Source organism: Enterobacter sp. N18-03635 (assembly GCF_004006055.1).
GTDB classification, from domain to species: Bacteria; Pseudomonadota; Gammaproteobacteria; order Enterobacterales; family Enterobacteriaceae; genus Enterobacter; species Enterobacter vonholyi.
The window spans coordinates 674,570-698,544 of sequence record NZ_CP034769.1; the positions used below are offsets into that span (position 1 = coordinate 674,570).

The window sequence follows — 23,975 nt, forward strand, 5'->3', positions numbered from 1 at the left end:
TCGTAGCTGAATGCTAGCCTTTGTCACAATTTTTCAATAAACCAACTAGTTGCGGACATTGATTTATAAACGAAGCGAATCCAATCAGAATAGGGTATTCATGCTGCCATTATCATTATAAAACATAGGGATAATGGTGTTCTATTAACATTCTAACTGATTGTTCAGACACAGAATAGTTTAGCGTTTTTAATTTGTTATGAAACGCTATTTCGGTGATTTGTGTTGCAATTTTGTAAATTCGCGCTGCGTAATATGTTGAAGTGCATCACATTTTTACCGGCTAACTGATTAAAAAGAGAGCATAAATGCATCTGTCGATTGTACTGGTTGCCCCAGCCAGAGCAGAAAATATAGGCGCAGCGGCGCGTGCCATGAAGACCATGGGTTTTACCGATTTGCGCATTGTGGACAGCACGGCCCATCTGGAGCCAGCCGCGCGTTGGGTGGCGCACGGATCGGGAGATATTCTCGATAATATAACCACTTACGCTACGCTTGCCGACGCGCTGCACGACATTTCGTTTACCGTTGCAACCACGGCGCGTAGTCGCGCTAAGTTCCACTACTATGCGACGCCAGCGGAGCTGGTGCCGATGCTGGAAGAGAAAAGCCAGTGGCTGGAGAAAGCGGCGCTGGTATTTGGTCGTGAAGATTCCGGATTAACCAACGAGGAGCTGGAACTGGCGGACGTGCTCACCGGTGCGCCGATGGTGGCCGATTATCCTTCCCTGAATTTGGGCCAGGCGGTCATGGTGTACTGCTATCAATTAGCCTCCCTAATACAAATTCCCCAGCCTCAGGCTGAAAGGGCAGATGAAAATCAGCTGGCTGCGCTGCGCGCACGCGTTGAGCAGCTGTTAACGCAGTTGGAAGTAGCTGACGATCAAAAAATGGCTGACTGGCTGCAGCAGCGTTTGGGACGTCTTGAGCAGCGGGACACCGCAATGCTGCACCGTTTGCTGCATGATATTGAAAAAAAATTGGCCGAGTAAAATACTGCCATAAGTTTTTACTATGGCGAATAAGTCTGTCTGTATGGGTTGCATCTGGGGGAATCGGATGAAAATAAATCTGCACGCAGCGGGACGTGAGAGTCTTCCGAATTGTGATCAAATTAAAAATTCGTTGACTTAACGAGCCCGATCCTTTAACCCTAAAAGAATACAGCACAGACAGATAATAATGACAGAGTACACAACATCCATGAAACGCATCAGCATCACCACCATTACCACAACCATCATCATTACCACTGGTAACGATGCGGGCTGACGCGTACAGGAAAAACAAAAAAAAGCCCGCACCTAGACAGTGCGGGCTTTTTTTTCGGCTAAAGGAAACGAGGTAGAACCATGCGAGTGTTGAAGTTCGGCGGTACATCAGTGGCAAATGCAGAACGTTTTCTGCGAGTTGCCGATATCCTGGAAAGCAACGCCAGGCAGGGGCAGGTTGCGACCGTGCTCTCTGCCCCGGCAAAAATCACGAACCATCTGGTGGCGATGATCGAAAAAACCATCGGTGGCCAGGACGCACTCCCGAACATCAGCGACGCAGAGCGTATATTCGCTGACTTATTGCAAGGGCTGGCAGAGGCGCTGCCTGGCTTCCCGCACGCTCAGCTGAAGTCCTTCGTTGAGCAGGAATTTGCGCAAATCAAACACGTTCTGCACGGTATCAGCCTCCTCGGCCAGTGCCCGGACAGCATCAACGCGGCGCTGATTTGTCGCGGTGAAAAACTCTCTATCGCCATTATGGCCGGCGTGCTGGAAGCGCGCGGCCATAGCGTGACCGTGATCGATCCCGTTGAAAAACTGCTTGCGGTGGGCCACTACCTCGAATCCACCGTTGATATTGCCGAATCAACCCGCCGTATCGCCGCCAGCAAAATTCCCGCTGACCACATGATCCTGATGGCAGGCTTTACCGCCGGTAACGAGAAGGGCGAGCTGGTGGTGCTGGGCCGTAACGGTTCCGACTACTCCGCCGCCGTGCTGGCCGCCTGCTTACGCGCGGACTGTTGTGAGATCTGGACTGACGTCGACGGCGTCTATACCTGCGACCCGCGCCAGGTTCCGGACGCCAGGCTGCTGAAGTCGATGTCGTACCAGGAAGCGATGGAGCTTTCCTACTTCGGTGCCAAAGTGCTTCACCCGCGTACCATCTCCCCGATTGCCCAGTTCCAGATCCCTTGCCTGATTAAAAACACCGGTAACCCGCAGGCGCCGGGTACGCTGATTGGCGCAAGCAGCGATGAGGACGGTCTGCCGGTGAAAGGCATCTCCAACCTCAACAATATGGCGATGTTCAGCGTCTCCGGCCCTGGGATGAAAGGGATGGTCGGCATGGCAGCGCGCGTATTTGCGGCCATGTCCCGCAACGGTATCTCGGTGGTGCTGATTACCCAGTCCTCTTCCGAATACAGCATTAGCTTCTGCGTGCCGCAGGGCGACTGCCTGCGCGCCCGTCGCGCGCTGGAAGAAGAGTTCTATCTGGAGCTCAAAGAAGAATTGCTCGAGCCGCTCTCCATTCAGGAGCGTCTGGCGATTATCTCCGTGGTTGGCGACGGCATGCGCACGCTGCGCGGTATCTCCGCCAAGTTCTTTGCCGCGCTGGCGCGCGCCAATATCAACATCGTGGCGATTGCTCAGGGCTCGTCGGAGCGTTCAATTTCTGTTGTCGTGGACAATGATGATACGACCACCGGCGTTCGCGTGGTTCACCAGATGCTGTTCAACACCGATCAGGTCATCGAGCTGTTCCTGATTGGCGTGGGTGGCGTAGGCGGCGCGCTGCTGGAGCAGGTGAAGCGTCAGCAGGAGTGGCTGAAGAAGAAACACATCGACCTGCGCGTCTGCGGGATTGCGAATTCCAAAGCGCTGCTTACCAACGTCCACGGCCTTAACCTGGAAAACTGGCAGGCAGAGATGAACGAGGCGAAAGAGCCGTTCAACCTGGGCCGCCTGATCCGTCTGGTGAAAGAGTACCATCTGCTTAACCCGGTCATCGTCGACTGCACTTCGAACCAGGCGGTGGCGGACCAGTACGCCGATTTCCTGCGCGAAGGTTTCCACGTGGTGACGCCGAACAAAAAGGCCAACACCTCGTCGATGGATTACTATCACCAGCTGCGTCTGGCGGCGAGCAAGTCGCGCCGCAAGTTTCTGTACGACACCAACGTTGGGGCTGGTCTGCCGGTTATCGAAAACCTGCAGAACCTGCTTAACGCGGGTGATGAACTGCAGCGTTTCTCCGGCATTCTCTCCGGCTCGCTGTCGTTTATCTTCGGCAAGCTGGATGAAGGGATGAGCCTCTCCGAAGCCACCCGCGCCGCGCGCGAGCTGGGCTACACCGAGCCGGATCCGCGTGACGATCTCTCCGGTATGGACGTGGCGCGTAAGCTGCTGATCCTCGCGCGCGAAACGGGCCGTGAGCTTGAGCTTTCCGATATCGTGATTGAACCGGTCCTGCCGGCAGAATTTGACAGCAGCGGTGACGTCAGCACCTTTATGGCCAGACTGCCGCAGCTTGACGACGCGTTTGCCGCGCGCGTTGCGAAAGCCCGTGATGAAGGTAAGGTATTGCGCTATGTTGGCAACATTGAAGAAGATGGCGTGTGCCGGGTGAAGATTGCCGAAGTGGATGGCAACGACCCGCTGTACAAAGTCAAAAACGGCGAAAACGCCCTCGCGTTTTACAGCCACTATTATCAGCCACTGCCGCTGGTGCTTCGCGGCTATGGCGCAGGGAACGATGTTACGGCGGCGGGTGTGTTTGCCGATCTGCTGCGTACCCTGTCATGGAAGTTAGGAGTTTAACATGGTCAAAGTTTATGCCCCGGCTTCCAGCGCGAATATGAGCGTCGGATTTGACGTGCTGGGTGCGGCGGTGACGCCGGTGGATGGTTCGCTGCTGGGCGATACGGTTACGGTGGAAGCGGCAGACAGCTTCAGCCTGAATAACGTGGGCCGCTTCGCCAGCAAGCTACCGTCCGACCCGCGCGAGAACATCGTCTATCAGTGCTGGGAACGCTTCTGTCAGGAGATCGGTAAAAACGTGCCGGTCGCTATGACGCTGGAAAAAAGTATGCCGATTGGCTCGGGGCTGGGTTCCAGCGCCTGTTCGGTGGTCGCCGCTCTGGTGGCAATGAATGAGCACTGCGGCAAGCCGCTGAACAACAACCGCCTGCTGGGCTTAATGGGCGAGCTGGAAGGGCGTATCTCCGGCAGCATTCACTATGACAACGTGGCGCCGTGCTTCCTCGGTGGCATGCAGCTGATGATCGAAGAAAATGGCATCATCAGCCAGCAGGTGCCAGGGTTTGATGAGTGGCTGTGGGTGCTGGCCTATCCGGGCATTAAGGTCTCTACCGCGGAAGCGCGTGCGATCCTGCCCGCGCAATATCGTCGTCAGGACTGTATCGCCCACGGGCGTCATCTGGCGGGCTTTATCCACGCCTGCTACACCCGTCAGCCGCAGCTGGCGGCAAAACTGATGAAGGACGTCATTGCCGAGCCGTATCGCACGAAGCTGCTGCCCGGCTTTAACGAGGCGCGGCAGGCATCAATGGATATCGGCGCGCAGGCGTGTGGCATCTCCGGCTCCGGCCCGACGCTGTTCGCCCTGTGCGACAAGGCAGACACTGCGCAGCGCGTGGCGGACTGGCTCTCTAAACACTACCTGCAAAATCAGGAAGGCTTTGTTCATATTTGCCGTCTGGACACGGCTGGCGCACGAGTACTGGGATAATTAATGAAACTCTACAACCTTAAAGATCATAACGAGCAGGTCAGCTTCGCGCAGGCGGTGACTCAGGGACTGGGCAAAAATCAGGGGCTGTTTTTCCCGCATGACCTGCCGGAATTCCAGCTGACCGAGATTGATGACCTGCTGAAGCAGGATTTTGTCACCCGCAGCACCAAAATTCTGTCCGCGTTTATCGGCGATGAAATTCCGCAGGAGCTGCTGGAAGAGCGCGTGCGTGCGGCATTCGCGTTCCCGGCGCCGGTTCAGCAGGTTGAGCCTGACGTGGGCTGTCTGGAGCTGTTCCACGGCCCAACCCTGGCGTTTAAAGACTTCGGCGGCCGCTTTATGGCGCAGATGCTGACCCACATCAGCGGCGACAAGCCGGTGACCATCCTGACCGCAACCTCCGGCGATACCGGCGCGGCGGTGGCACACGCGTTCTACGGCCTGAAAAACGTCCGCGTGGTGATCCTCTATCCAAAAGGCAAAATCAGCCCGCTGCAGGAGAAACTGTTCTGCACCCTCGGCGGCAACATTGAAACCGTGGCAATTGACGGTGATTTCGATGCCTGCCAGGCGCTGGTCAAGCAGGCCTTCGACGACGAAGAGCTGAAGGTAGCTCTGGGTCTTAACTCTGCGAACTCCATCAACATCAGCCGTCTGCTGGCGCAGATCTGCTACTACTTCGAAGCGGTGGCGCAGCTGCCGCAGGAAGCGCGCAACCAGCTGGTGATCTCCGTGCCGAGCGGTAACTTCGGTGACCTGACGGCGGGCCTGCTGGCAAAATCCCTGGGTCTGCCGGTGAAACGCTTTATCGCCGCGACCAACGCCAACGACACCGTGCCGCGCTTCCTGAAAGACGGGAAGTGGGCGCCGAACGCCACGCAGGCGACCCTCTCCAATGCGATGGATGTGTCTCAGCCGAACAACTGGCCGCGCGTGGAAGAGCTGTTCCGCCGTAAGATCTGGCGTCTGGGCGACCTGGGCTATGCCGCGGTGACGGATGAAACTACCAAATCCACCATGCGCGAGCTGAAGGCGGTCGGGTATACCTCTGAACCGCACGCGGCGATTGCCTACCGCGCGCTGCGCGACCAGCTTAACCCGGGTGAATATGGCCTGTTCCTGGGCACCGCGCATCCGGCGAAGTTCAAAGAGAGCGTGGAGGCAATCCTGGGCGAAACGCTGCCGCTGCCGAAAGAGCTGGCCGAGCGTGCCGACCTGCCGCTGCTGTCCCATGAACTGCCGGCAGACTTTGCCGCGCTGCGTAAGCTGATGATGTCCCGAGCATAATTTTTGTCGGGTGCGGCTTCGCCTTACCCGACCTACAACGGCTCAGAACGTAGGCCGGGTAAGGCGTAGCCGCTACCCGGCTTTTTTTATGGAGAAATTAAGGAGGAAAATAGCAGGGAAAAAGCAGAAATTCCCAATAAATGCGGTCACTTAGCGATTAGGATTGCAGAGAATAACATCCCCCGTTTCCCTCGCGTAATCTCCTTACATCGGCCCACGTAGGGCAAAGATAATAAGGAGTCACCGATGTCTACACTGAAACCTGTGCTGATTGCGCTTTCAATGATGCTGGTCGCTCCCATGGCGGTACAGGCATCCGAAATCACCCTCGTACCTGCGGTAAAACTGCAGATTGGCGACCGGGATAATAACGGGCACTACTGGGACGGTGGCCGCTGGCGCGACCACGACTGGTGGAAGGCGCATTATGACTGGCGCGATAACCACTGGCGTCCACATGATGAGCATCGCGAGCGTGACCACCATCATGACGACCGTCGCCATGACGATCATCGTCCGGGCCCGGACTGGAAACACCACTAATGCAAAACCCCGCCAGCCGGCGGGGTTTGTTTTTACTGCTCGTGGCGCTTAAACACCAGCTCGCCTTTCCCTGACGCTTCTTCGTCAAAGAAATAGCCTTCGCTGTTAAAGGCGGTCAATTGCTCCGGCTTCGTCAGGCGGTTCTGGATAATGTAGCGGCTCATCAGACCGCGCGCTTTCTTGGCGTAGAAGCTGATCACTTTGAACTTACCGTTCTTCTCGTCGAGGAACACCGGTTTGATAATCTCCGCATCCAGCTTTTTCGGCTTCACCGACTTGTAGTATTCATCGGACGCAAGGTTTATCACCACGTTATCGCCCTGGGCGTGCAGCGCCGCATTCAGCTTGTCGGTAATGATATCGCCCCAGAAATGGTACAGGTCTTTGCCTTTGGCATTCTCCAGACGAATCCCCATCTCCAGACGATACGGCTGCATGAGGTCCAGCGGTCTCAGTACGCCGTACAGACCCGACAGCATGCGCAGATGCTGCTGGGCAAAATCGAAATCGGCTTCGCTAAAATCTTCCGCCTGCAGGCCAGTATAGACATCGCCTTTAAACGCCAGGATGGCCTGGCGAGCGTTAGCCGGGGTGAAATCCGGGTGCCACTCGTGAAAGCGGGTCGCGTTAAGGTCTGCCAGCTTTTCGCTGATGCTCATCAGCGAGGCGATTTGCGGCGCAGAGAGCTTACGCGCTTCGCGGATCAGCTGTTGCGAGTAGTCCAGCAGTTCAGGCTGGGTATAGCGCTCTGTAGCGAGCGGGCTCTGGTAGTCGAGCGTTTTTGCAGGTGAAATCAGAATCAGCATATCCAGTCCTTGCAGGAAATTTAGAGCGACTTTAGCAAAAAATCGCCCTGAATTGATCGATAGCTGTTATTGCCGCGGCAAATCATCCCACGTGCCGGGGGCAAGCTGCGCCTTAATATCGGGATAACGGGCGGGATCAAATACCGGCGGAACGCCGAGTTTGCGCTGGCGCAGATAGTCTCTGGCAATCAGGGTCACAACGGGGGAGAGCAGCAGGATCGCCGTGAGGTTAGTGATCGCCATCAGCGCCATAATGATATCGGCCAGTTGCCAGACCAGCGGCATACTGAGCAGGGAGCCTGCGATCACCATCAGGATGACCCCCAGACGCAGGGTTCCGATTGCGGCGCGGGAGTCGAGCTTCAGGAAAATAAGGTTATTTTCGGCGTAAAGGTAATTCACCACTATCGAGCTGAAGGCAAACAAAACCAGGATTAGCGAGACAAACCCTGCACCCCAGCCGCCGGTCAGGTTCACCAGCGCCTGCTGGAGAAGCTGTATTCCGACGGTGCCCGACGCGTGCGGTACGGGGCCTGCCAGCAGCAAAATCATGGCGCTGGCGGAACAGATAATAATGGTATCGGTAAAGACGCCAATCATCTGCACAATGCCTTGCGCGGCCGGGTGCGGCGGCCAGGAAGAGGCGGCGGCTGCCGCGTTGGGGGTTGACCCCATGCCGGCCTCATTAGAGAACATGCCCCGCTGAAAACCCGCCATCAGCGCCTGGCTGAAGGTATAGCCCAGCGCCCCGGAGGCCACTTCGCGCCAGCCAAAGGCGCTTTTGACGATGGTCGCAATCACGCCCGGCACCTGGTCGAGATGCAGGGCGGCAACGAACAGGCTCGCGGCAACCCAGAGCAGCGCCATAATGGGCACCAGCCACTGCATCAGACGGGCGATGCCCTTGAGACCGACCGAGATGGTAAGCAGAACGACGATGGCTAAAGCGAGACCCGAGAGCCACTCGGGGCAGGAGAAGGCATAGCGCAGGGCGTTGGCGACCGAGTTAGCCTGGACGGTATTAAAAATAAGGCCGTACGCGAGCAGTAAAAAAAGCGAGAACAGGACGCCCATCCAACGCATCCCTAAGCCACGCGCCATGTACCAGGCTGGACCACCGCGAAACTGGCCGTTTTTATCTTTCTCTTTATAAAGCTGGGCGAGCGAACTTTCGGCAAAGGAGGTGGCCATCCCGAGAAGCGCCGTCACCCACATCCAGAAGACTGCGCCTGGCCCACCGGCGCTGATGGCCAGCGCAACGCCCGCCAGATTGCCGCTGCCGAGGCGTGCCGCCAGGCTGGTACAAAGTGCCTGAAACGACGTTAATCCGCCCGGCTGAGGCGTGACGCTGTTTTTCAGACTTCTGCCAAACTTGCGAATATAACGAAACTGGATGAACCCACTGCGTAGCGTAAACCAAATACCTGCTCCCAGAAGCAGGTAAATCATTATCGAACCCCACAGGACTTCGTTAATAAAGAAAAAGAAATCAGGCATTAACGTCCCTCTTGTTGATGCCAAAGTGAATATGTAAGCGCTACCACTGATTGGGCATGCTGTTGCTTAGCAGCCTGTTAATATTCCGAGTTTACCATACTCTACCTAAGCGCACTGTCTGCGGTTGCGCTACCCCTCCGTCGTGTTATCATCAGGGCAGACCGGTTACATCCCCCTAACAAGTAAACCTGTCATTTTTCCGCTGCAGGCATGCTGTCGGTAGCGTGAATTATCCAGGGCACGTTAAAAGAGAAACACTATCATGACGGATAAATTGACCTCCCTTCGTCAGTTCACCACTGTCGTAGCTGACACCGGAGATATCGCGGCAATGAAGCTGTACCAGCCGCAGGATGCCACAACTAACCCTTCTCTGATCCTTAACGCCGCACAGATCCCTGAGTATCGCAAACTGATTGACGACGCAGTGACCTGGGCGAAAGCACAGAGCAACGACCGCGCGCAGCAGGTTGTGGATGCCACCGACAAACTGGCAGTGAACATCGGTCTGGAAATCCTGAAACTGGTTCCTGGCCGTATCTCTACCGAAGTAGATGCGCGTCTTTCCTACGACACCGAAGCGTCTATCGCCAAAGCGAAACGTCTGATCAAAATGTACAACGACGCGGGCATCAGCAACGACCGTATCCTGATCAAACTGGCTTCCACCTGGCAGGGTATCCGCGCGGCAGAGCAGCTGGAAAAAGACGGTATCAACTGTAACCTGACCCTGCTGTTCTCCTTCGCGCAGGCGCGTGCTTGTGCAGAAGCGGGCGTATACCTGATTTCTCCGTTCGTGGGCCGTATTCTGGACTGGTACAAAGCCAACACTGATAAGAAAGAGTACGCACCGGCTGAAGATCCAGGCGTAGTTTCTGTTACTGAAATCTACGAATACTACAAGCAGCACGGTTATGAGACTGTGGTTATGGGCGCAAGCTTCCGTAACGTCGGTGAAATCATCGAGCTGGCTGGCTGTGACCGCCTGACCATCGCTCCTGCGCTGCTGAAAGAGCTGGCAGAAAGCGAAGGTACCATTGAGCGTAAACTGTCTTACACCGGTGAAGTGAAAGCACGTCCAGAGCGCATCACTGAATCCGAGTTCCTGTGGCAGCACAACCAGGATCCAATGGCGGTAGACAAGCTGGCGGACGGTATCCGTAAGTTTGCTGTTGACCAGGGCAAACTGGAAAAAATGATCGGCGACCTGCTGTAATCATTCTGCGTGACCGGGCTCCCGGTCACGCGACTTCTTTCGTCCCCTGTCTGAATCTCCTCTCTGCGTGTATCATTCCCTTTAATCAGTACTCTTTGAATGGAATGGATATGAATACCTTACGCATCGGCTTAGTGTCGATTTCTGACCGCGCCTCCAGCGGTGTTTACCAGGATAAAGGCATCCCCGCTCTGGAAGAATGGTTGAGCAGCGTGCTGACCACCCCCTTTGAGATTCAGACCCGCCTGATTCCTGACGAACAGCCGATCATCGAGCAGACGCTCTGCGAGCTGGTGGATGAGATGAGCTGCCATCTTGTTCTGACGACGGGCGGAACCGGCCCCGCGCGCCGTGACGTGACGCCGGACGCGACGCTGGCTATCGCCGATCGCGAAATGCCGGGCTTCGGTGAACAGATGCGCCAGATCGGTCTACACTTTGTTCCGACGGCCATTCTTTCCCGCCAGGTGGGGGTGATCCGCAAGCAGGCGTTGATTCTGAACCTGCCGGGTCAGCCGAAGTCGATCAAAGAGACCCTGGAAGGGCTTAAAGCGGAAGACGGCAGCGTCATCGTTAACGGTATCTTTGCAAGTGTACCGTATTGTATACAGCTTCTTGACGGCCCGTATGTCGAAACCGATGAGAAAGTGGTAGCAGCTTTTCGTCCTAAAAACGCGCGTCGCGAAACAATCTCCTGAAATTAATCAATATGTGACATAAGCTGAAGCGGCGATAGCGTGGGCAAGGTTTTACGGTATAGTAATTTTTTCTTTACGATTGCTGTAAAAATAAATCCACAATACACGCATAATGGTTCGCTATGTCACATAACGCCCGACCTCTGAATCGACAGGATTACAAAACCCTCACGCTTGCGGCCTTAGGCGGCGCGCTGGAGTTTTACGACTTCATTATCTTCGTCTTCTTCGCCGCCGTGGTGGGAGAGCTCTTCTTCCCGGCGGATATTCCGGAATGGCTGCGTCAGGTGCAAACCTTCGGCATTTTTGCCGCCGGGTATCTGGCGCGTCCGCTGGGCGGCATCATCATGGCCCACTTTGGCGATCTGGTCGGGCGTAAGAAGATGTTTACCCTTAGCATCCTGCTGATGGCCGTGCCGACGCTGGCCATTGGTCTGCTGCCCACCTATGCCTCGATGGGTATCCTTGCGCCGTTGCTGCTGTTGCTGATGCGCGTTCTTCAGGGCGCGGCGATTGGCGGTGAAGTGCCGGGCGCGTGGGTGTTTGTCGCGGAACATGTTCCGGCGCGCCGCATTGGTATCGCCTGCGGAACCTTAACCGCGGGCTTAACGGTAGGGATTTTGCTCGGGTCCGTCGTCGCAACGATCGTTAATACCAGCATGACGCAGCAGGCCGTGCACGACTGGGGCTGGCGTATTCCATTCCTGCTGGGCGGAGCGTTTGGCCTGGTCGCGATGTACCTGCGTCGCTGGCTGCAGGAGACCCCGATTTTCCTCGAAATGCAGCAGCGCAAGGCGCTGGCGCAGGAGCTGCCGGTGAAGGCGGTCGTTGTACGCCATAAAAAAGCGGTAGTGGTGTCGATGCTGCTTACCTGGCTGCTCTCGGCGGGCATCGTGGTGGTGATATTGATGTCCCCGGTGTGGCTGCAAAAGCAGTATGGTTTCGCTCCTGCCGTGACGTTACAGGCGAACAGTATCGCGACAATCATGCTCTGCTTTGGCTGTCTTGCCGCCGGGCTGGCGGCGGATCGTTTCGGTGCCAGCGTTACCTTTGTTGTCGGGAGCCTGTTACTGGCCGCATCAAGCTGGGCGTTTTACCATCTGGCTGGCAGCCATCCTGAACAGCTGTTCCTGCTGTACGGCGTGGTAGGCCTGTGCGTGGGCGTTGTCGGGGCTGTACCGTACGTGATGGTGCGCGCGTTCCCGCCAGAGGTACGCTTCACCGGGATTTCTTTTTCCTACAACGTGTCGTATGCCATTTTCGGTGGGCTGACGCCGATTGCGGTGACGGTGTTGATGGGCGTGTCTCCCATGGCTCCGGCCTGGTACGTGCTGGCGCTGTCGATGATGGGGCTGGGATTAGGGATTTGGCTGGGGCAGAAGCGGGGATGTCGTGCCCGCGAGGCGGACACGACAGAAGGATCAGTGTTTTTCACCAATCGGTAAAACGGTGCGGTCAAACTGCTCGTTCAGCACTTCACCCATTGCAAGGTAGATAGCGCTTGCGCCGCAAACCAGACCAATCCAGCCTGCAACATGAACGATGCCTTCGTTATCCACCAGGTGACCGATCGCCAGCAGGGCGAACAGGACGGTCAGGCTCAGGAAAACGAACTGCAGCATGCGGTTGCCCTTCAGGGTACCGAAGAACATAAACAGGGTGAAAACGCCCCACAGACCCAGGTAAACGCCCAGGAAGTGGGCGTTTGCCGCGTCTGCCATGCCCATTTTAGGCAGCAGCAGAATGGCAACCAGGGTCAGCCAGAAAGAACCGTAAGAGGTGAATGCGGTTAAGCCGAAGGTATTGCCTTTCTTATATTCCAGCAGGCCCGCGAAGATTTGTGCGATACCGCCGTAAAAAATGCCCATCGCCAGGATGATGCCATCCATCGGGAACATCCCGATATTGTGCAGGTTCAGCAGAATAGTGGTCATGCCAAAACCCATCAGGCCCAGCGGAGCCGGATTAGCCAACTTAGTGTTGCCCATAAGTCCTCAAAAAAATCATCATTAATATGGTGAAATGGTTAAACCCGCGTCAGTTCTCCCTGACTGGGCGCGGCATCATAATGGGCGCAATCAATGGCGTCTATGATCTCATCAGGGTGAAATTAAAATTTTTTTTATGCTTGCCCCTTGATGGATGCCGTCGCGACCCCATCTTGTAGTCAACCGCAGTGTGTGGACCTGAAAAAAATCAAATCTGGGCAGTTGAAAAAGCACGTTCTGCCCTTATTACAGGTACACAACCACATGTTGACTGAATTTTTAGTGGAGACGTTTAGATGGGTAAAATTATTGGTATCGACCTGGGTACTACCAACTCTTGTGTAGCGATTATGGATGGCACTACTGCACGCGTGCTGGAGAACGCCGAGGGCGATCGCACCACGCCTTCTATCATTGCTTATACCCAGGATGGTGAAACTCTGGTTGGTCAGCCGGCTAAACGTCAGGCAGTGACAAACCCGCAAAACACCCTGTTTGCGATTAAACGCCTGATCGGTCGCCGCTTCCAGGACGAAGAAGTTCAGCGTGACGTTTCCATCATGCCTTACAAAATCATCGCGGCAGATAACGGCGATGCATGGCTTGATGTGAAAGGCACCAAAACTGCACCACCGCAGATTTCTGCTGAAGTGCTGAAAAAAATGAAGAAAACCGCTGAAGATTACCTGGGTGAGCCGGTAACTGAAGCTGTTATCACCGTACCTGCCTACTTCAACGATGCTCAGCGTCAGGCAACCAAAGATGCTGGCCGTATCGCAGGTCTGGAAGTAAAACGTATCATCAACGAACCAACCGCGGCTGCACTGGCTTACGGTCTGGATAAAGAAGTCGGCAACCGTACTATCGCGGTTTACGACCTGGGTGGTGGTACCTTCGATATCTCTATTATCGAAATCGACGAAGTTGACGGCGAAAAAACCTTCGAAGTTCTGGCAACCAACGGTGATACCCACCTGGGTGGTGAAGACTTCGATACCCGTCTGATCAACTACCTCGTTGACGAGTTCAAGAAAGATCAGGGCATTGACCTGCGTAACGACCCGCTGGCTATGCAGCGCCTGAAAGAAGCCGCTGAGAAAGCGAAGATCGAGCTGTCTTCTGCTCAGCAGACCGACGTTAACCTGCCGTACATCACTGCAGACGCGACCGGTCCTAAACACATGAACATCAAAGTGACCCGTGCGAAACTGGAAAGCCTGGTAGAAGACCTGGTGAACCGTTCTATCGAGCCGCTGAAAGTTGCTCTGCAGGACGCTGGCCTGTCCGTGTCTGATATCAACGACGTTATCCTCGTTGGTGGCCAGACCCGTATGCCAATGGTGCAGAAGAAAGTGGCTGAGTTCTTTGGTAAAGAGCCACGTAAAGACGTTAACCCGGACGAAGCAGTGGCTATCGGTGCTGCGGTTCAGGGTGGCGTACTGACCGGTGAAGTTAAAGACGTACTGCTGCTGGACGTTACCCCGCTGTCTCTGGGTATCGAAACCATGGGCGGTGTGATGACTGCGCTCATCAACAAAAACACCACCATCCCAACCAAGCACAGCCAGGTGTTCTCTACCGCTGAAGACAACCAGTCTGCGGTAACCATCCATGTGCTGCAGGGTGAGCGTAAGCGTGCGGCGGATAACAAATCTCTGGGTCAGTTCAACCTGGACGGTATTAACCCGGCACCGCGCGGCATGCCGCAGATCGAAGTCACCTTCGATATCGATGCTGACGGTATCCTGCACGTGTCTGCGAAAGACAAAAACAGCGGTAAAGAGCAGAAGATCACCATCAAGGCATCTTCTGGCCTGAACGAAGCTGAAATCGAAAAAATGGTTCGCGATGCCGAAGCTAACGCGGAATCCGACCGTAAGTTCGAAGAGCTGGTTCAGACCCGTAACCAGGGTGACCATCTGCTGCACAGCACCCGTAAGCAGGTTGAAGAAGCAGGCGATAAACTGCCAGCGGAAGACAAGACTGCTATCGAAGCTGCACTGAGTGCGCTGGAATCCTCACTGAAAGGTGAAGATAAAGCGGACATCGAAGCGAAGATGCAGGAACTGGCACAGGCTTCTCAGAAGCTGATGGAAATCGCTCAGCAGCAGCACGCTCAACAGCAGGCGGGCGCTGACGCTTCGGCGAACAACGCGAAAGACGACGACGTTGTCGACGCTGAGTTCGAAGAAGTTAAAGATAAAAAATAATCGCCCTGATGCAGGGTAATTAATCGGCACGGGCGTAGGAGAACTCTCCACGCCCGTGCTCGCATGTTAAGGGGCTTAAAAAAACCAATGGCAAAGCAAGACTATTACGAGATTTTAGGCGTTCCGAAAACTGCGGAAGAGCGTGAAATCAAAAAGGCGTATAAGCGCCTGGCCATGAAATTCCACCCGGACCGTAATCAGGGTGACAAAGAGGCTGAAGCCAAATTTAAAGAGATCAAAGAAGCCTACGAAGTCCTGACCGATGCACAAAAACGTGCGGCCTATGACCAGTACGGTCACGCAGCCTTTGAACAGGGCGGCATGGGCGGCGGTGGATTCGGCGGTGGCGGCTTTGGCGGCGGCGCTGACTTCAGCGATATCTTTGGCGATGTGTTCGGCGATATCTTCGGCGGCGGCCGTGGTCGTCAGCGCGCGGCGCGCGGCGCGGACCTGCGCTACAACATGGAGCTGACGCTGGAAGAGGCCGTTCGCGGCGTCACCAAAGAGATCCGTATTCCAACGCTGGAAGAGTGTGACGTTTGCCACGGCAGCGGTGCGAAAGCGGGTACGCAGCCACAAACCTGTCCAACCTGTCACGGTTCGGGTCAGGTACAGATGCGTCAGGGCTTCTTTGCGGTGCAGCAGGCCTGTCCGCACTGTCACGGTCGCGGTACGCTGATCAAAGATCCGTGCACCAAATGCCACGGCCACGGTCGCGTTGAGAAAACCAAGACCCTGTCCGTTAAGATCCCGGCCGGCGTGGATACGGGCGACCGCATCCGTCTGGCAGGTGAGGGCGAAGCAGGCGAGCACGGCGCACCGGCAGGCGATCTGTACGTCCAGGTGCAGGTGAAACAGCACGCTATCTTTGAGCGTGAAGGGAACAACCTGTACTGCGAAGTGCCGATCAACTTTGCGATGGCGGCACTGGGCGGTGAAATCGAAGTACCGACGCTGGATGGTCGCGTCAATCTGAAGATCCCGGGCGAGACCCAGACCGGTAAGCTGTTCCGCATGCGCGGCAAAGGCGTTAAATCCGTTCGTGGTGGTGCGCAGGGCGACCTGCTTTGCCGCGTCGTCGTGGAAACGCCGGTTGGCCTGAACGACAAGCAGAAACAGCTGCTGAAAGAGCTGCAGGAGAGCTTCGGCGGCCCGACGGGTGAGAAAAACAGCCCGCGCTCCAAAAGCTTCTTCGATGGCGTCAAAAAATTCTTCGATGATTTAACCCGCTAATCGATCAGCTGGTTTTCATCCGCAAAAGCCCGGAAGCGATTCCGGGCTTTTTTATTTGCGCGTATAGCTCGGTTAAACTGAGTTTATACTCAATATTAATCTGTTTTTGCCGAGCTATTAGGCTTGGTATTATGGTTTTATCGAGGTATTGTTGTAAAAGAGAGAACTTAAATGAAATTACTACACCGTTTCTTTAGCAGTGAGGCGTCCGGTGGCGTGATCCTGATTATTGCCGCAGCGGCCGCGATGGTGCTGGCTAACCTTGGCATCACGCAGGATCTCTACCATGCATTTCTGGAAACGCCCGTTGAGCTGAAGGTCGGGGCGCTGGAAATTAACAAGAACATGCTGCTGTGGATCAACGATGCGCTAATGGCGGTGTTCTTCCTGCTGGTGGGGCTTGAGGTTAAGCGTGAGCTGGTACTGGGCTCGCTAGCCAGCCGCCAGCGCGCGGCGTTCCCGGTCATTGCCGCGCTCGGTGGGATGGTGGTGCCGGCGCTGCTCTTCCTGGCATTCACCTGGCAGGATCCGATTGCACGTCACGGCTGGGCGATCCCGGCTGCGACGGATATCGCCTTTGCGCTCGGTGTCTTAGCCTTACTCGGTAGCCGCGTGCCGGTAGCCCTGAAAATCTTCCTGATGGCGCTGGCGATCATCGATGACCTGGGCGCCATTGTGATTATCGCGCTGTTCTACACCAGCGATCTGTCGATCCTGTCCCTGAGCGTCGCTGCCGGGGCGATTGCGGTGCTGGCGCTGCTGAACATCTTCAATGTTCGCCGCATCGGTATCTATATCCTGGTGGGGATGGTGCTGTGGACGGCGGTGCTGAAATCGGGCGTGCACGCTACGCTGGCAGGTGTGATCGTCGGCTTCTTCGTGCCGCTTAAGCCGCAGGACGGCAAGTCGCCTGCCAAACAGCTGGAGCACGTGCTGCACCCGTGGGTTGCCTTTATGATCCTGCCGCTGTTTGCGTTTGCCAACGCGGGCGTTTCCCTCGGCGGCGTGACGCTGGACGGGCTGACGTCCGTGCTGCCGCTAGGCATTATTGCCGGGCTGTTTATCGGTAAGCCGCTGGGCATTAGCCTCTTCTGCTGGCTGGCGACGAAGCTGAAGCTGGCGTCATTGCCGCACGGCACAACCTTTGGTCAAATTATGGCCGTCGGCGTGCTGTGTGGAATCGGGTTTACGATGTCGATCTTTATCTCGACCCTTGCGTTTGGCGCGCATGCGCCTGAGCTGATCGTCTGGGCGAAACTCGGCATTCTTATTGGGTCATTACTGGCCGCGGTAATCGGTTATACCTTGCTGAAGGTAAAATTGTCCGGACAGGCCGTCCGGGCATAACGGAACACCGGGAGGAGGCGATCCTTCTCCCGATACACACTCAGGGAGAGAAGACGCGATGTCTCATTTAAATTACAACCATCTGTACTACTTCTGGCACGTCTATAAGCAGGGCTCGGTGGTAGGAGCGGCAGAGGCGCTCTATCTGACGCCGCAAACCATCACCGGGCAAATCAAGGCGCTGGAAGAGCGTTTGCAGGGCAAGCTGTTCAAGCGTAAGGGGCGTGGGATTGAACCCAGCGAACTGGGCGAGCTGGTGTTTCGCTACGCGGACAAGATGTTCACCCTGAGCCAGGAGATGCTGGATATTGTCAACTACCGCAAAGAGTCGAACCTGCTCTTTGACGTGGGCGTGGCGGATGCGCTGTCCAAACGGCTGGTGAGCGGCGTGCTGGACGCGGCGGTGGTTGAAGATGAACAAATTCATCTGCGCTGCTTTGAATCCACCCACGAGATGCTGCTGGAACAGCTAAGCCAGCACAAGCTGGATATGATTATCTCGGATTGTCCGATTGATTCCACCCAGCAGGAAGGGCTGTTCTCGGTAAAAATTGGCGAATGCGGCGTGAGCTTCTGGTGCATTAATCCGCCGCCGGAAAAACCGTTCCCCGCGTGCCTTGAAGAGCGCCGCCTGCTGGTGCCGGGAAGGCGCTCAATGCTGGGACGCAAGCTGCTGAACTGGTTTAACTCGCAGGGGCTAAAGGTCGAAATTCTCGGAGAGTTTGACGATGCGGCGCTGATGAAAGCCTTTGGCGAAGCGCATAACGCCATCTTCGTTGCGCCGACGCTGTACGCGCACGATCTCTATTCGGACGATAAGATTACGGAGATAGGCAGAGTGGATAACGTGATGGAGGAGTATCACGCCATATTTGCCGAAAGGATGATTCAGCACCCGGCGGTGCAGCGAATCTGTAACCGTGACTACTCGGCGCTGTTTACGCCACCGGCAATCTGAAGGCATAAAAAAACCCGCGTTAAGCGGGTTCTTTAAACAAGCAACAACAAGTAGCGATTAAGCCAGTTTGTTGATCTGCGCGGTCAGGTTTGCTTTATGACGCGCTGCTTTGTTTTTGTGGATCAGACCTTTAGCAGCCTGACGATCCACGATTGGTTGCATTTCGTTAAATGCGTTCTGCGCTGCAGCTTTGTCGCCTGCTTCGATTGCTGCGTATACTTTCTTGATGAAAGTACGCATCATAGAGCGACGGCTTGCGTTGTGCTTACGAGCCTTTTCAGACTGAACGGCACGTTTCTTAGCTGATTTGATATTAGCCAAGTCCAACTCCCAAATATGTTCTATGTGGACAATTCAAAGGCCGAGGAATATGCCCTCTTTGCCTTCTTTTGTCAATGGATTTGTGCAAATAAGCGCCGTTAATTAGCGACGCTACGTTACGTAGTGATGGCGCAGGATTCTACCAGCTTGTCTTCCCTGAATACAGCCTTTCGGCATAAAAATCGCAGTTCACGAGCAGATTTTTTCGCTGCGAAAGGTCAGCCTGATGAAATCATTACGGCTTTCTGTTTTGCGCGAACAATCGCCGGTTAACCTTAACCGCTGTACAAGGTATACTTTGGCGATTTTCACTGTTTTGAGCCAGACATGAAGCTGATACGCGGCATACATAATCTCAGCAGCGCACCGCACGGGTGCGTGCTGACTATTGGTAATTTCGACGGCGTGCATCGTGGTCATCAGGCGCTGTTGCAGGGATTGCGTAAAGAAGGGGAGGCCCGCGGCCTGCCTGTTGTAGTGATGATTTTCGAGCCGCAGCCGCTGGAGCTGTTCGCGGGCGATAAATCTCCCGCCCGCCTCACTCGCCTGCGCGAGAAGTTGCGCTATCTGGCGGAGTCCGGCGTGGACTATGTATTGTGTGTACGTTTCGATCGCCGCTTTGCCGCGCTGACAGCACAAAATTTCGTCAGCGACCTGCTGGTTAAGCGCCTTGGCGTGCAGTTTCTCGCCGTGGGCGATGATTTCCGCTTTGGCGCTGGTCGTCAGGGCGATTTCTTGCTATTACAGAAGGCTGGTCTGGAGTACGGTTTTGACGTCACCAGCGCGATGACCTTCTGCGAAGGCGGCGTGCGCGTCAGCAGCACGGCGGTTCGCCGGGCACTGGCCGATGATGAACTGGATACGGCTGAAACCCTGCTGGGGCATCCGTTTACTATCTCTGGTCGCGTGGTCCATGGCGATGCGCTGGGCCGCACGATAGGCTTCCCGACGGCGAATATACCGCTGCGTCGTCAGGTTTCCCCGGTTAAAGGGGTTTATGCGGTGGAAGTGGCAGGACTGGGCGATAAGCCGTTCTACGGCGTCGCCAACATTGGCACGCGTCCGACCGTCGCGGGTGTGCGTCAACAGCTAGAAGTGCACCTGCTGGACGTTGTAATGGACCTGTATGGTCGCCATATAGATGTGATACTGCGTAAAAAAATACGCAACGAGCAGCGATTTGGTTCGCTGGATGAACTAAAAGCGCAAATTGCGCGAGATGAATTGACGGCCCGCGAGTTTTTTGGGCTTTGAACCCGGCTTAACTGCCTACGTGATAAATACGGAACCGAGAATCTGATGAGTGACTATAAATCAACCCTGAATTTGCCGGAAACAGGGTTCCCGATGCGCGGCGATCTCGCCAAGCGCGAACCGGGAATGCTGGCGCGTTGGACCGATGATGACCTGTACGGCATCATTCGTGCAGCCAAAAAAGGCAAAAAAACCTTCATTCTGCATGATGGCCCTCCATATGCGAATGGCAGCATTCATATTGGTCACTCGGTTAACAAGATTCTGAAAGACATTATCGTGAAGTCCAAAGGGCTCACGGGCTATGACTCGCCTTACGTTCCAGGCTGGGACTGCCACGGTCTGCCAATCGAGCTGAAAGTGGAGCAAGAGTTCGGCAAGCCGGGTGAGAAGTTCACCGCCGCCGAGTTCCGTGCGAAGTGTCGCGAATATGCAGCCACGCAGGTCGACGGTCAGCGCGCTGACTTCATCCGTCTGGGCGTGCTAGGCGACTGGTCGCACCCGTACCTGACCATGGATTTCAAAACTGAAGCCAACATTATCCGTGCGCTGGGCAAAATCATCGGTAACGGTCACCTGCATAAAGGCGCTAAGCCGGTGCACTGGTGCGTGGACTGCCGCTCTGCGCTGGCAGAAGCGGAAGTGGAGTATTACGACAAAACTTCCCCATCTATCGACGTGGCGTTCCATGCCGTCGATCAGGATGCGGTGAAGGCTAAATTTGGCGTCTCCTCGGTAAACGGCCCGATCTCTCTGGTGATCTGGACCACCACTCCGTGGACTCTGCCTGCCAACCGTGCGATCTCCCTGTCCGGTGAGTTCGAATACGCACTGGTGCAGATTGACGGTCAGGCGGTTATCTTGGCGAAAGATCTGGTTGAGAGCGTGCTGAAGCGCGCGCATATCAGTGACTACACCGTGCTGGGCACCGTGAAAGGTGACGCCCTGGAGCTGATGCGCTTCAAGCACCCGTTCCTGGACTTCGACGTTCCGGCGATCCTGGGCGATCACGTGACGCTGGAAGCGGGTACCGGTGCGGTGCATACCGCCGGTGGCCACGGTCCTGACGACTACAACATCAGCCTGAAGTACGGTCTGGAAATCGCTAACCCGGTCGGCCCGGACGGTTCTTACCTGCCTGGCACCTACCCGGCGCTGGATGGTATCAACGTCTTCAAAGCGAACGACATTATCGTCGACATGCTGCGTACCAGCGGCGCGCTGCTGCACGTAGAAAAAATGCAGCACAGCTATCCGTGCTGCTGGCGTCACAAAACCCCAATCATCTTCCGTGCGACCCCGCAGTGGTTCGTCAGTATGGATCAGAAAGGCCTGCGCGAGCAGTCTCTGAAAGAGATCAAAGGCGTGCAGTGGATCCCTGACTGGGGCCAGGCGCGTATCGAATCCATGGTAGCTAACCGTCCTGACTGGTGTATCTCCCGTCAGCGTACCTGGGGTGTACCGATGTCTCTGTTCGTGCACAAAGAGACGCAGGAGCTGCACCCGAACACCCTGGAACTGATGGAAGAAGTAGCGAAGCGCGTCGAAGTTGACGGCATTCAGGCGTGGTGGGATCTCGACGCCCGCGACATCCTGGGCGCTGATGCAGATAACTACGAGAAAGTGCCGGATACCCTGGACGTGTGGTTCGACTCCGGGTCGACCCACTCCTCCGTGGTTGACGTGCGTCCGGAATTCGCCGGTCACGCTGCCGATATGTATCTGGAAGGGTCGGACCAACACCGCGGCTGGTTCATGTCATCTCTGATGATCTCCACCGCCATGAAGGGTAAAGCGCCTTACCGTCAGGTACTGACTCACGGCTTCACCGTGGATGGTCAGGGCCGTAAGATGTCCAAATCTATCGGTAACACCGTTTCTCCGCAGGATGTGATGAACAAACTGGGCGCAGACATCCTGCGTCTGTGGGTGGCGTCGACCGACTACACCGGCGAAATGGCGGTGTCTGACGAGATCCTGAAGCGTGCTGCCGACAGCTATCGTCGTATCCGTAACACCGCGCGCTTCCTGCTGGCGAACCTGAACGGGTTCGATCCGGCAAAAGACATGGTGAAACCGGAAGAGATGGTGGTGCTGGACCGCTGGGCGGTAGGCTGTGCGAAAGCGGCGCAGGACGATATCCTGAAAGCCTATGAGTCTTACGACTTCCACGAAGTGGTGCAGCGCCTGATGCGCTTCTGCTCCATCGAGATGGGCTCGTTCTACCTCGACATCATCAAAGACCGCCAGTACACCGCGAAAGCGGACAGCGTGGCGCGTCGTAGCTGCCAGACCGCGCTGTTCCACATCGCAGAAGCGCTGGTACGCTGGATGGCGCCGATCATGTCCTTCACCGCGGATGAAATCTGGGGCTATCTGCCTGGCGACCGTGAGAAGTATGTCTTCACGGGTGAGTGGTACGAAGGTCTGTTCGATCTCTCCAGCACCGAAGCGATGAACGATGCCTTCTGGGACGAGCTGCTGAAGGTGCGTGGCGAAGTGAACAAGGTTATCGAGCAGGCGCGTGCAGACAAGAAAGTCGGCGGCTCTCTGGAAGCGGCAGTCACGCTGTACGCTGAACCGGAGCTGGCGGCGAAGCTGATCGCGCTGGGCGATGAATTACGATTTGTCCTGTTGACCTCCGGTGCGAAAGTTGCAGATTATGCCGAGGCTTCTGCTGATGCTCAGCAGAGCGAACTGCTCAAAGGACTGAAAGTCGCGCTGAGCAAAGCCGACGGTGAGAAATGCCCGCGTTGCTGGCATTACACTACCGATGTCGGTCAGGTGGCGGAACACGCAGACATCTGCGGACGCTGTGTAAGCAACGTCGCCGGTGACGGCGAAAAACGTAAGTTTGCCTGATGAGTAAAACTCTCTGTTCAACAGGACTGCGCTGGCTGTGGCTGGTTGTGGTGGTGCTGATTATCGATCTGGGCAGCAAATTCCTGATACTCCAGAATTTTTCTCTGGGGGAGACGGTCCCGCTGTTCCCGTCGCTTAACCTGCACTACGCGCGTAACTACGGCGCAGCGTTTAGTTTCCTTGCCGACAGCGGTGGCTGGCAGCGCTGGTTCTTTGCAGGTATCGCTCTCGGTATCTGCGTGATCCTGGCGGTGCTGATGTACCGCTCGAAGGCCACGCAAAAGCTGAATAACATCGCCTACGCGCTGATCATTGGCGGCGCGCTGGGCAACCTGTTTGACCGCCTGTGGCACGGCTTTGTGGTCGATATGATTGACTTCTACGTCGGCGACTGGCATTTCGCGACCTTTAACCTGGCCGATACGGCAATTTGTATCGGTGCGGCGTTAATCGTGCTGGAAGGCTTCTTGCCTAAACCGGCTGCGAAAGAGCAGGCGTAACACACTCGCCCGGTGGTGTAATGCCACCGGGCAAAACAAGCGAGCAATTTGCATGTCTAAATCCGTACAGAGCAACAGCGCGGTTCTCGTTCACTTCACGCTGAAGCTGGATGACGGCTCTACGGCCGAATCCACCCGCAACAACGGCAAACCGGCCCTGTTTCGTCTTGGTGATACCTCCCTGTCTGAAGGTCTTGAGCAGCAGCTTCTCGGTCTGAAAGAGGGTGAGAAAAAAGCCTTTTCGCTGGAGCCGGATGCCGCGTTTGGCGTGCCGAGTCCGGACCTGATCCAGTATTTCTCGCGCCGCGAATTTATGGACGCAGGTGAACCGGAAATCGGCGCGATTATGCTCTTTACCGCTATGGACGGCAGCGAAATGCCTGGCGTGATCCGCGAAATCAACGGCGACTCTATTACCGTTGACTTCAACCATCCGCTTGCCGGGCGTACCGTTCATTTTGATGTTGAAGTGCTGGAAATCGATCCTGCGCTGGAGGCCTGAA

Annotated in this window: 21 protein-coding genes, 1 pseudogene and 1 other annotated feature; of the genes and pseudogenes, 18 read left to right on the plus strand and 4 right to left on the minus strand. The window is 55.8% G+C overall.

The genetic code is table 11. From position 1 onward, the window contains the following. Window positions 1–308: 308 nt before the first annotated feature. The 6 genes from ELK40_RS03940 (at window position 309) to ELK40_RS03965 (ending at window position 6,582) form a co-directional block, all read left to right on the plus strand. Window positions 309–995, plus strand: coding sequence for a tRNA/rRNA methyltransferase (locus ELK40_RS03940; RefSeq protein WP_111964081.1), 687 nt, complete (start codon window positions 309–311; stop codon window positions 993–995). A 211-nt stretch (window positions 996–1,206) separates the two neighbouring features. Next, window positions 1,207–1,275: a thr operon leader peptide gene (thrL, locus tag ELK40_RS03945; protein WP_015572623.1), complete on the plus strand. Its 69-nt coding sequence runs from the start codon at window positions 1,207–1,209 to the stop codon at window positions 1,273–1,275. Continuing rightward, window positions 1,214–1,331, plus strand: a sequence feature (Thr leader region). (Overlaps the previous gene by 62 nt.) 24 nt (window positions 1,332–1,355) lie before the next feature. Next, window positions 1,356–3,818 (plus strand): bifunctional aspartate kinase/homoserine dehydrogenase I, encoded by a 2,463-nt coding sequence (thrA, locus tag ELK40_RS03950; RefSeq protein WP_127729564.1) that lies wholly within the window; start codon window positions 1,356–1,358, stop codon window positions 3,816–3,818. A 1-nt stretch (window position 3,819) separates the two neighbouring features. After that, window positions 3,820–4,749, plus strand: coding sequence for a homoserine kinase (gene thrB / locus ELK40_RS03955; protein ID WP_048225593.1), 930 nt, complete (start codon window positions 3,820–3,822; stop codon window positions 4,747–4,749). 3 nt (window positions 4,750–4,752) lie between these two features. After that, window positions 4,753–6,039, plus strand: coding sequence for a threonine synthase (thrC, locus tag ELK40_RS03960; RefSeq protein ID WP_069720140.1), 1,287 nt, complete (start codon window positions 4,753–4,755; stop codon window positions 6,037–6,039). Between the two features lie 246 nt (window positions 6,040–6,285). Then, a complete protein-coding gene (locus ELK40_RS03965; protein ID WP_127729566.1) occupies window positions 6,286–6,582 on the plus strand; it encodes a DUF2502 domain-containing protein in 297 nt (98 codons plus the stop codon). Between the two features lie 32 nt (window positions 6,583–6,614). Here the strand turns inward: ELK40_RS03965 and yaaA are convergent, their stop codons facing one another. Both yaaA and ELK40_RS03975 read right to left on the minus strand, forming a co-directional pair. Continuing rightward, a complete protein-coding gene (gene yaaA, locus ELK40_RS03970; RefSeq protein ID WP_127729568.1) occupies window positions 6,615–7,388 on the minus strand; it encodes a peroxide stress protein YaaA in 774 nt (257 codons plus the stop codon). A gap of 66 nt (window positions 7,389–7,454) precedes the next feature. Further along, window positions 7,455–8,885, minus strand: a complete 1,431-nt coding sequence (locus tag ELK40_RS03975) for a sodium:alanine symporter family protein (RefSeq protein ID WP_127729570.1) — start codon at window positions 8,883–8,885, stop codon at window positions 7,455–7,457. Window positions 8,886–9,147: 262 nt separating this feature from the next. Here ELK40_RS03975 and tal point away from each other — a divergent pair, with 262 nt between their 5' ends. From tal to ELK40_RS03990, 3 genes are all read left to right on the plus strand, one after another. Further along, complete coding sequence (tal, locus tag ELK40_RS03980) at window positions 9,148–10,101, plus strand: transaldolase (protein ID WP_023310342.1); 954 nt, start codon at window positions 9,148–9,150, stop codon at window positions 10,099–10,101. Window positions 10,102–10,211: 110 nt separating this feature from the next. After that, window positions 10,212–10,799, plus strand: coding sequence for a molybdopterin adenylyltransferase (gene mog / locus ELK40_RS03985; protein ID WP_127729572.1), 588 nt, complete (start codon window positions 10,212–10,214; stop codon window positions 10,797–10,799). Between the two features lie 122 nt (window positions 10,800–10,921). Next, window positions 10,922–12,244 carry an MFS transporter gene (locus ELK40_RS03990; RefSeq protein ID WP_127729574.1) on the plus strand — a complete coding sequence of 441 codons (1,323 nt, stop codon included), beginning with the start codon at window positions 10,922–10,924 and terminating at the stop codon, window positions 12,242–12,244. On the opposite strand, the gene satP is transcribed toward ELK40_RS03990, so the two are convergent. After that, window positions 12,221–12,787: an acetate uptake transporter gene (gene satP / locus ELK40_RS03995; RefSeq protein ID WP_008502042.1), complete on the minus strand. Its 567-nt coding sequence runs from the start codon at window positions 12,785–12,787 to the stop codon at window positions 12,221–12,223. The genes ELK40_RS03990 and satP overlap by 24 nt on opposite strands. A 296-nt stretch (window positions 12,788–13,083) precedes the next feature. On the opposite strand from satP, the gene dnaK reads away from it, so the two are divergent. The 4 genes from dnaK to nhaR all read left to right on the plus strand — a co-directional run bounded on the left by dnaK (window position 13,084) and on the right by nhaR (window position 18,535). After that, window positions 13,084–14,997 (plus strand): molecular chaperone DnaK, encoded by a 1,914-nt coding sequence (dnaK, locus tag ELK40_RS04000; protein WP_008502041.1) that lies wholly within the window; start codon window positions 13,084–13,086, stop codon window positions 14,995–14,997. Between the two features lie 87 nt (window positions 14,998–15,084). Beyond that, a complete protein-coding gene (dnaJ, locus tag ELK40_RS04005) occupies window positions 15,085–16,230 on the plus strand; it encodes a molecular chaperone DnaJ (RefSeq protein WP_014830600.1) in 1,146 nt (381 codons plus the stop codon). Between the two features lie 171 nt (window positions 16,231–16,401). Continuing rightward, entirely contained in the window at window positions 16,402–17,577 is a 1,176-nt protein-coding gene (gene nhaA / locus ELK40_RS04010) for a Na+/H+ antiporter NhaA (RefSeq protein WP_115876467.1), read from the plus strand. 58 nt (window positions 17,578–17,635) lie between these two features. Further along, entirely contained in the window at window positions 17,636–18,535 is a 900-nt protein-coding gene (gene nhaR / locus ELK40_RS04015) for a transcriptional activator NhaR (protein WP_032660752.1), read from the plus strand. 57 nt (window positions 18,536–18,592) lie between these two features. Here the strand turns inward: nhaR and rpsT are convergent, their stop codons facing one another. After that, entirely contained in the window at window positions 18,593–18,856 is a 264-nt protein-coding gene (rpsT, locus tag ELK40_RS04020) for a 30S ribosomal protein S20 (RefSeq protein WP_003856458.1), read from the minus strand. 101 nt (window positions 18,857–18,957) lie between these two features. On the opposite strand from rpsT, the pseudogene ELK40_RS22845 reads away from it, so the two are divergent. The 5 genes and pseudogenes from ELK40_RS22845 to fkpB all read left to right on the plus strand — a co-directional run bounded on the left by ELK40_RS22845 (window position 18,958) and on the right by fkpB (window position 23,974). Next, window positions 18,958–19,176, plus strand: a pseudogene (locus ELK40_RS22845) (DUF2575 domain-containing protein). A 7-nt stretch (window positions 19,177–19,183) separates the two neighbouring features. Further along, window positions 19,184–20,110 (plus strand): bifunctional riboflavin kinase/FAD synthetase, encoded by a 927-nt coding sequence (gene ribF, locus ELK40_RS04035; protein WP_032644021.1) that lies wholly within the window; start codon window positions 19,184–19,186, stop codon window positions 20,108–20,110. Between the two features lie 45 nt (window positions 20,111–20,155). Next, entirely contained in the window at window positions 20,156–22,972 is a 2,817-nt protein-coding gene (gene ileS / locus ELK40_RS04040; RefSeq protein ID WP_115876466.1) for an isoleucine--tRNA ligase, read from the plus strand. Then, complete coding sequence (lspA, locus tag ELK40_RS04045; RefSeq protein ID WP_127729576.1) at window positions 22,972–23,472, plus strand: signal peptidase II; 501 nt, start codon at window positions 22,972–22,974, stop codon at window positions 23,470–23,472. Before ileS ends, lspA begins: the two co-directional genes overlap by 1 nt. A 52-nt stretch (window positions 23,473–23,524) precedes the next feature. After that, on the plus strand, window positions 23,525–23,974 hold the full coding sequence (fkpB, locus tag ELK40_RS04050; RefSeq protein ID WP_003856450.1) for an FKBP-type peptidyl-prolyl cis-trans isomerase: 450 nt from the start codon (window positions 23,525–23,527) through the stop codon (window positions 23,972–23,974). The last annotated feature ends 1 nt before the right edge of the window (window position 23,975 follow it).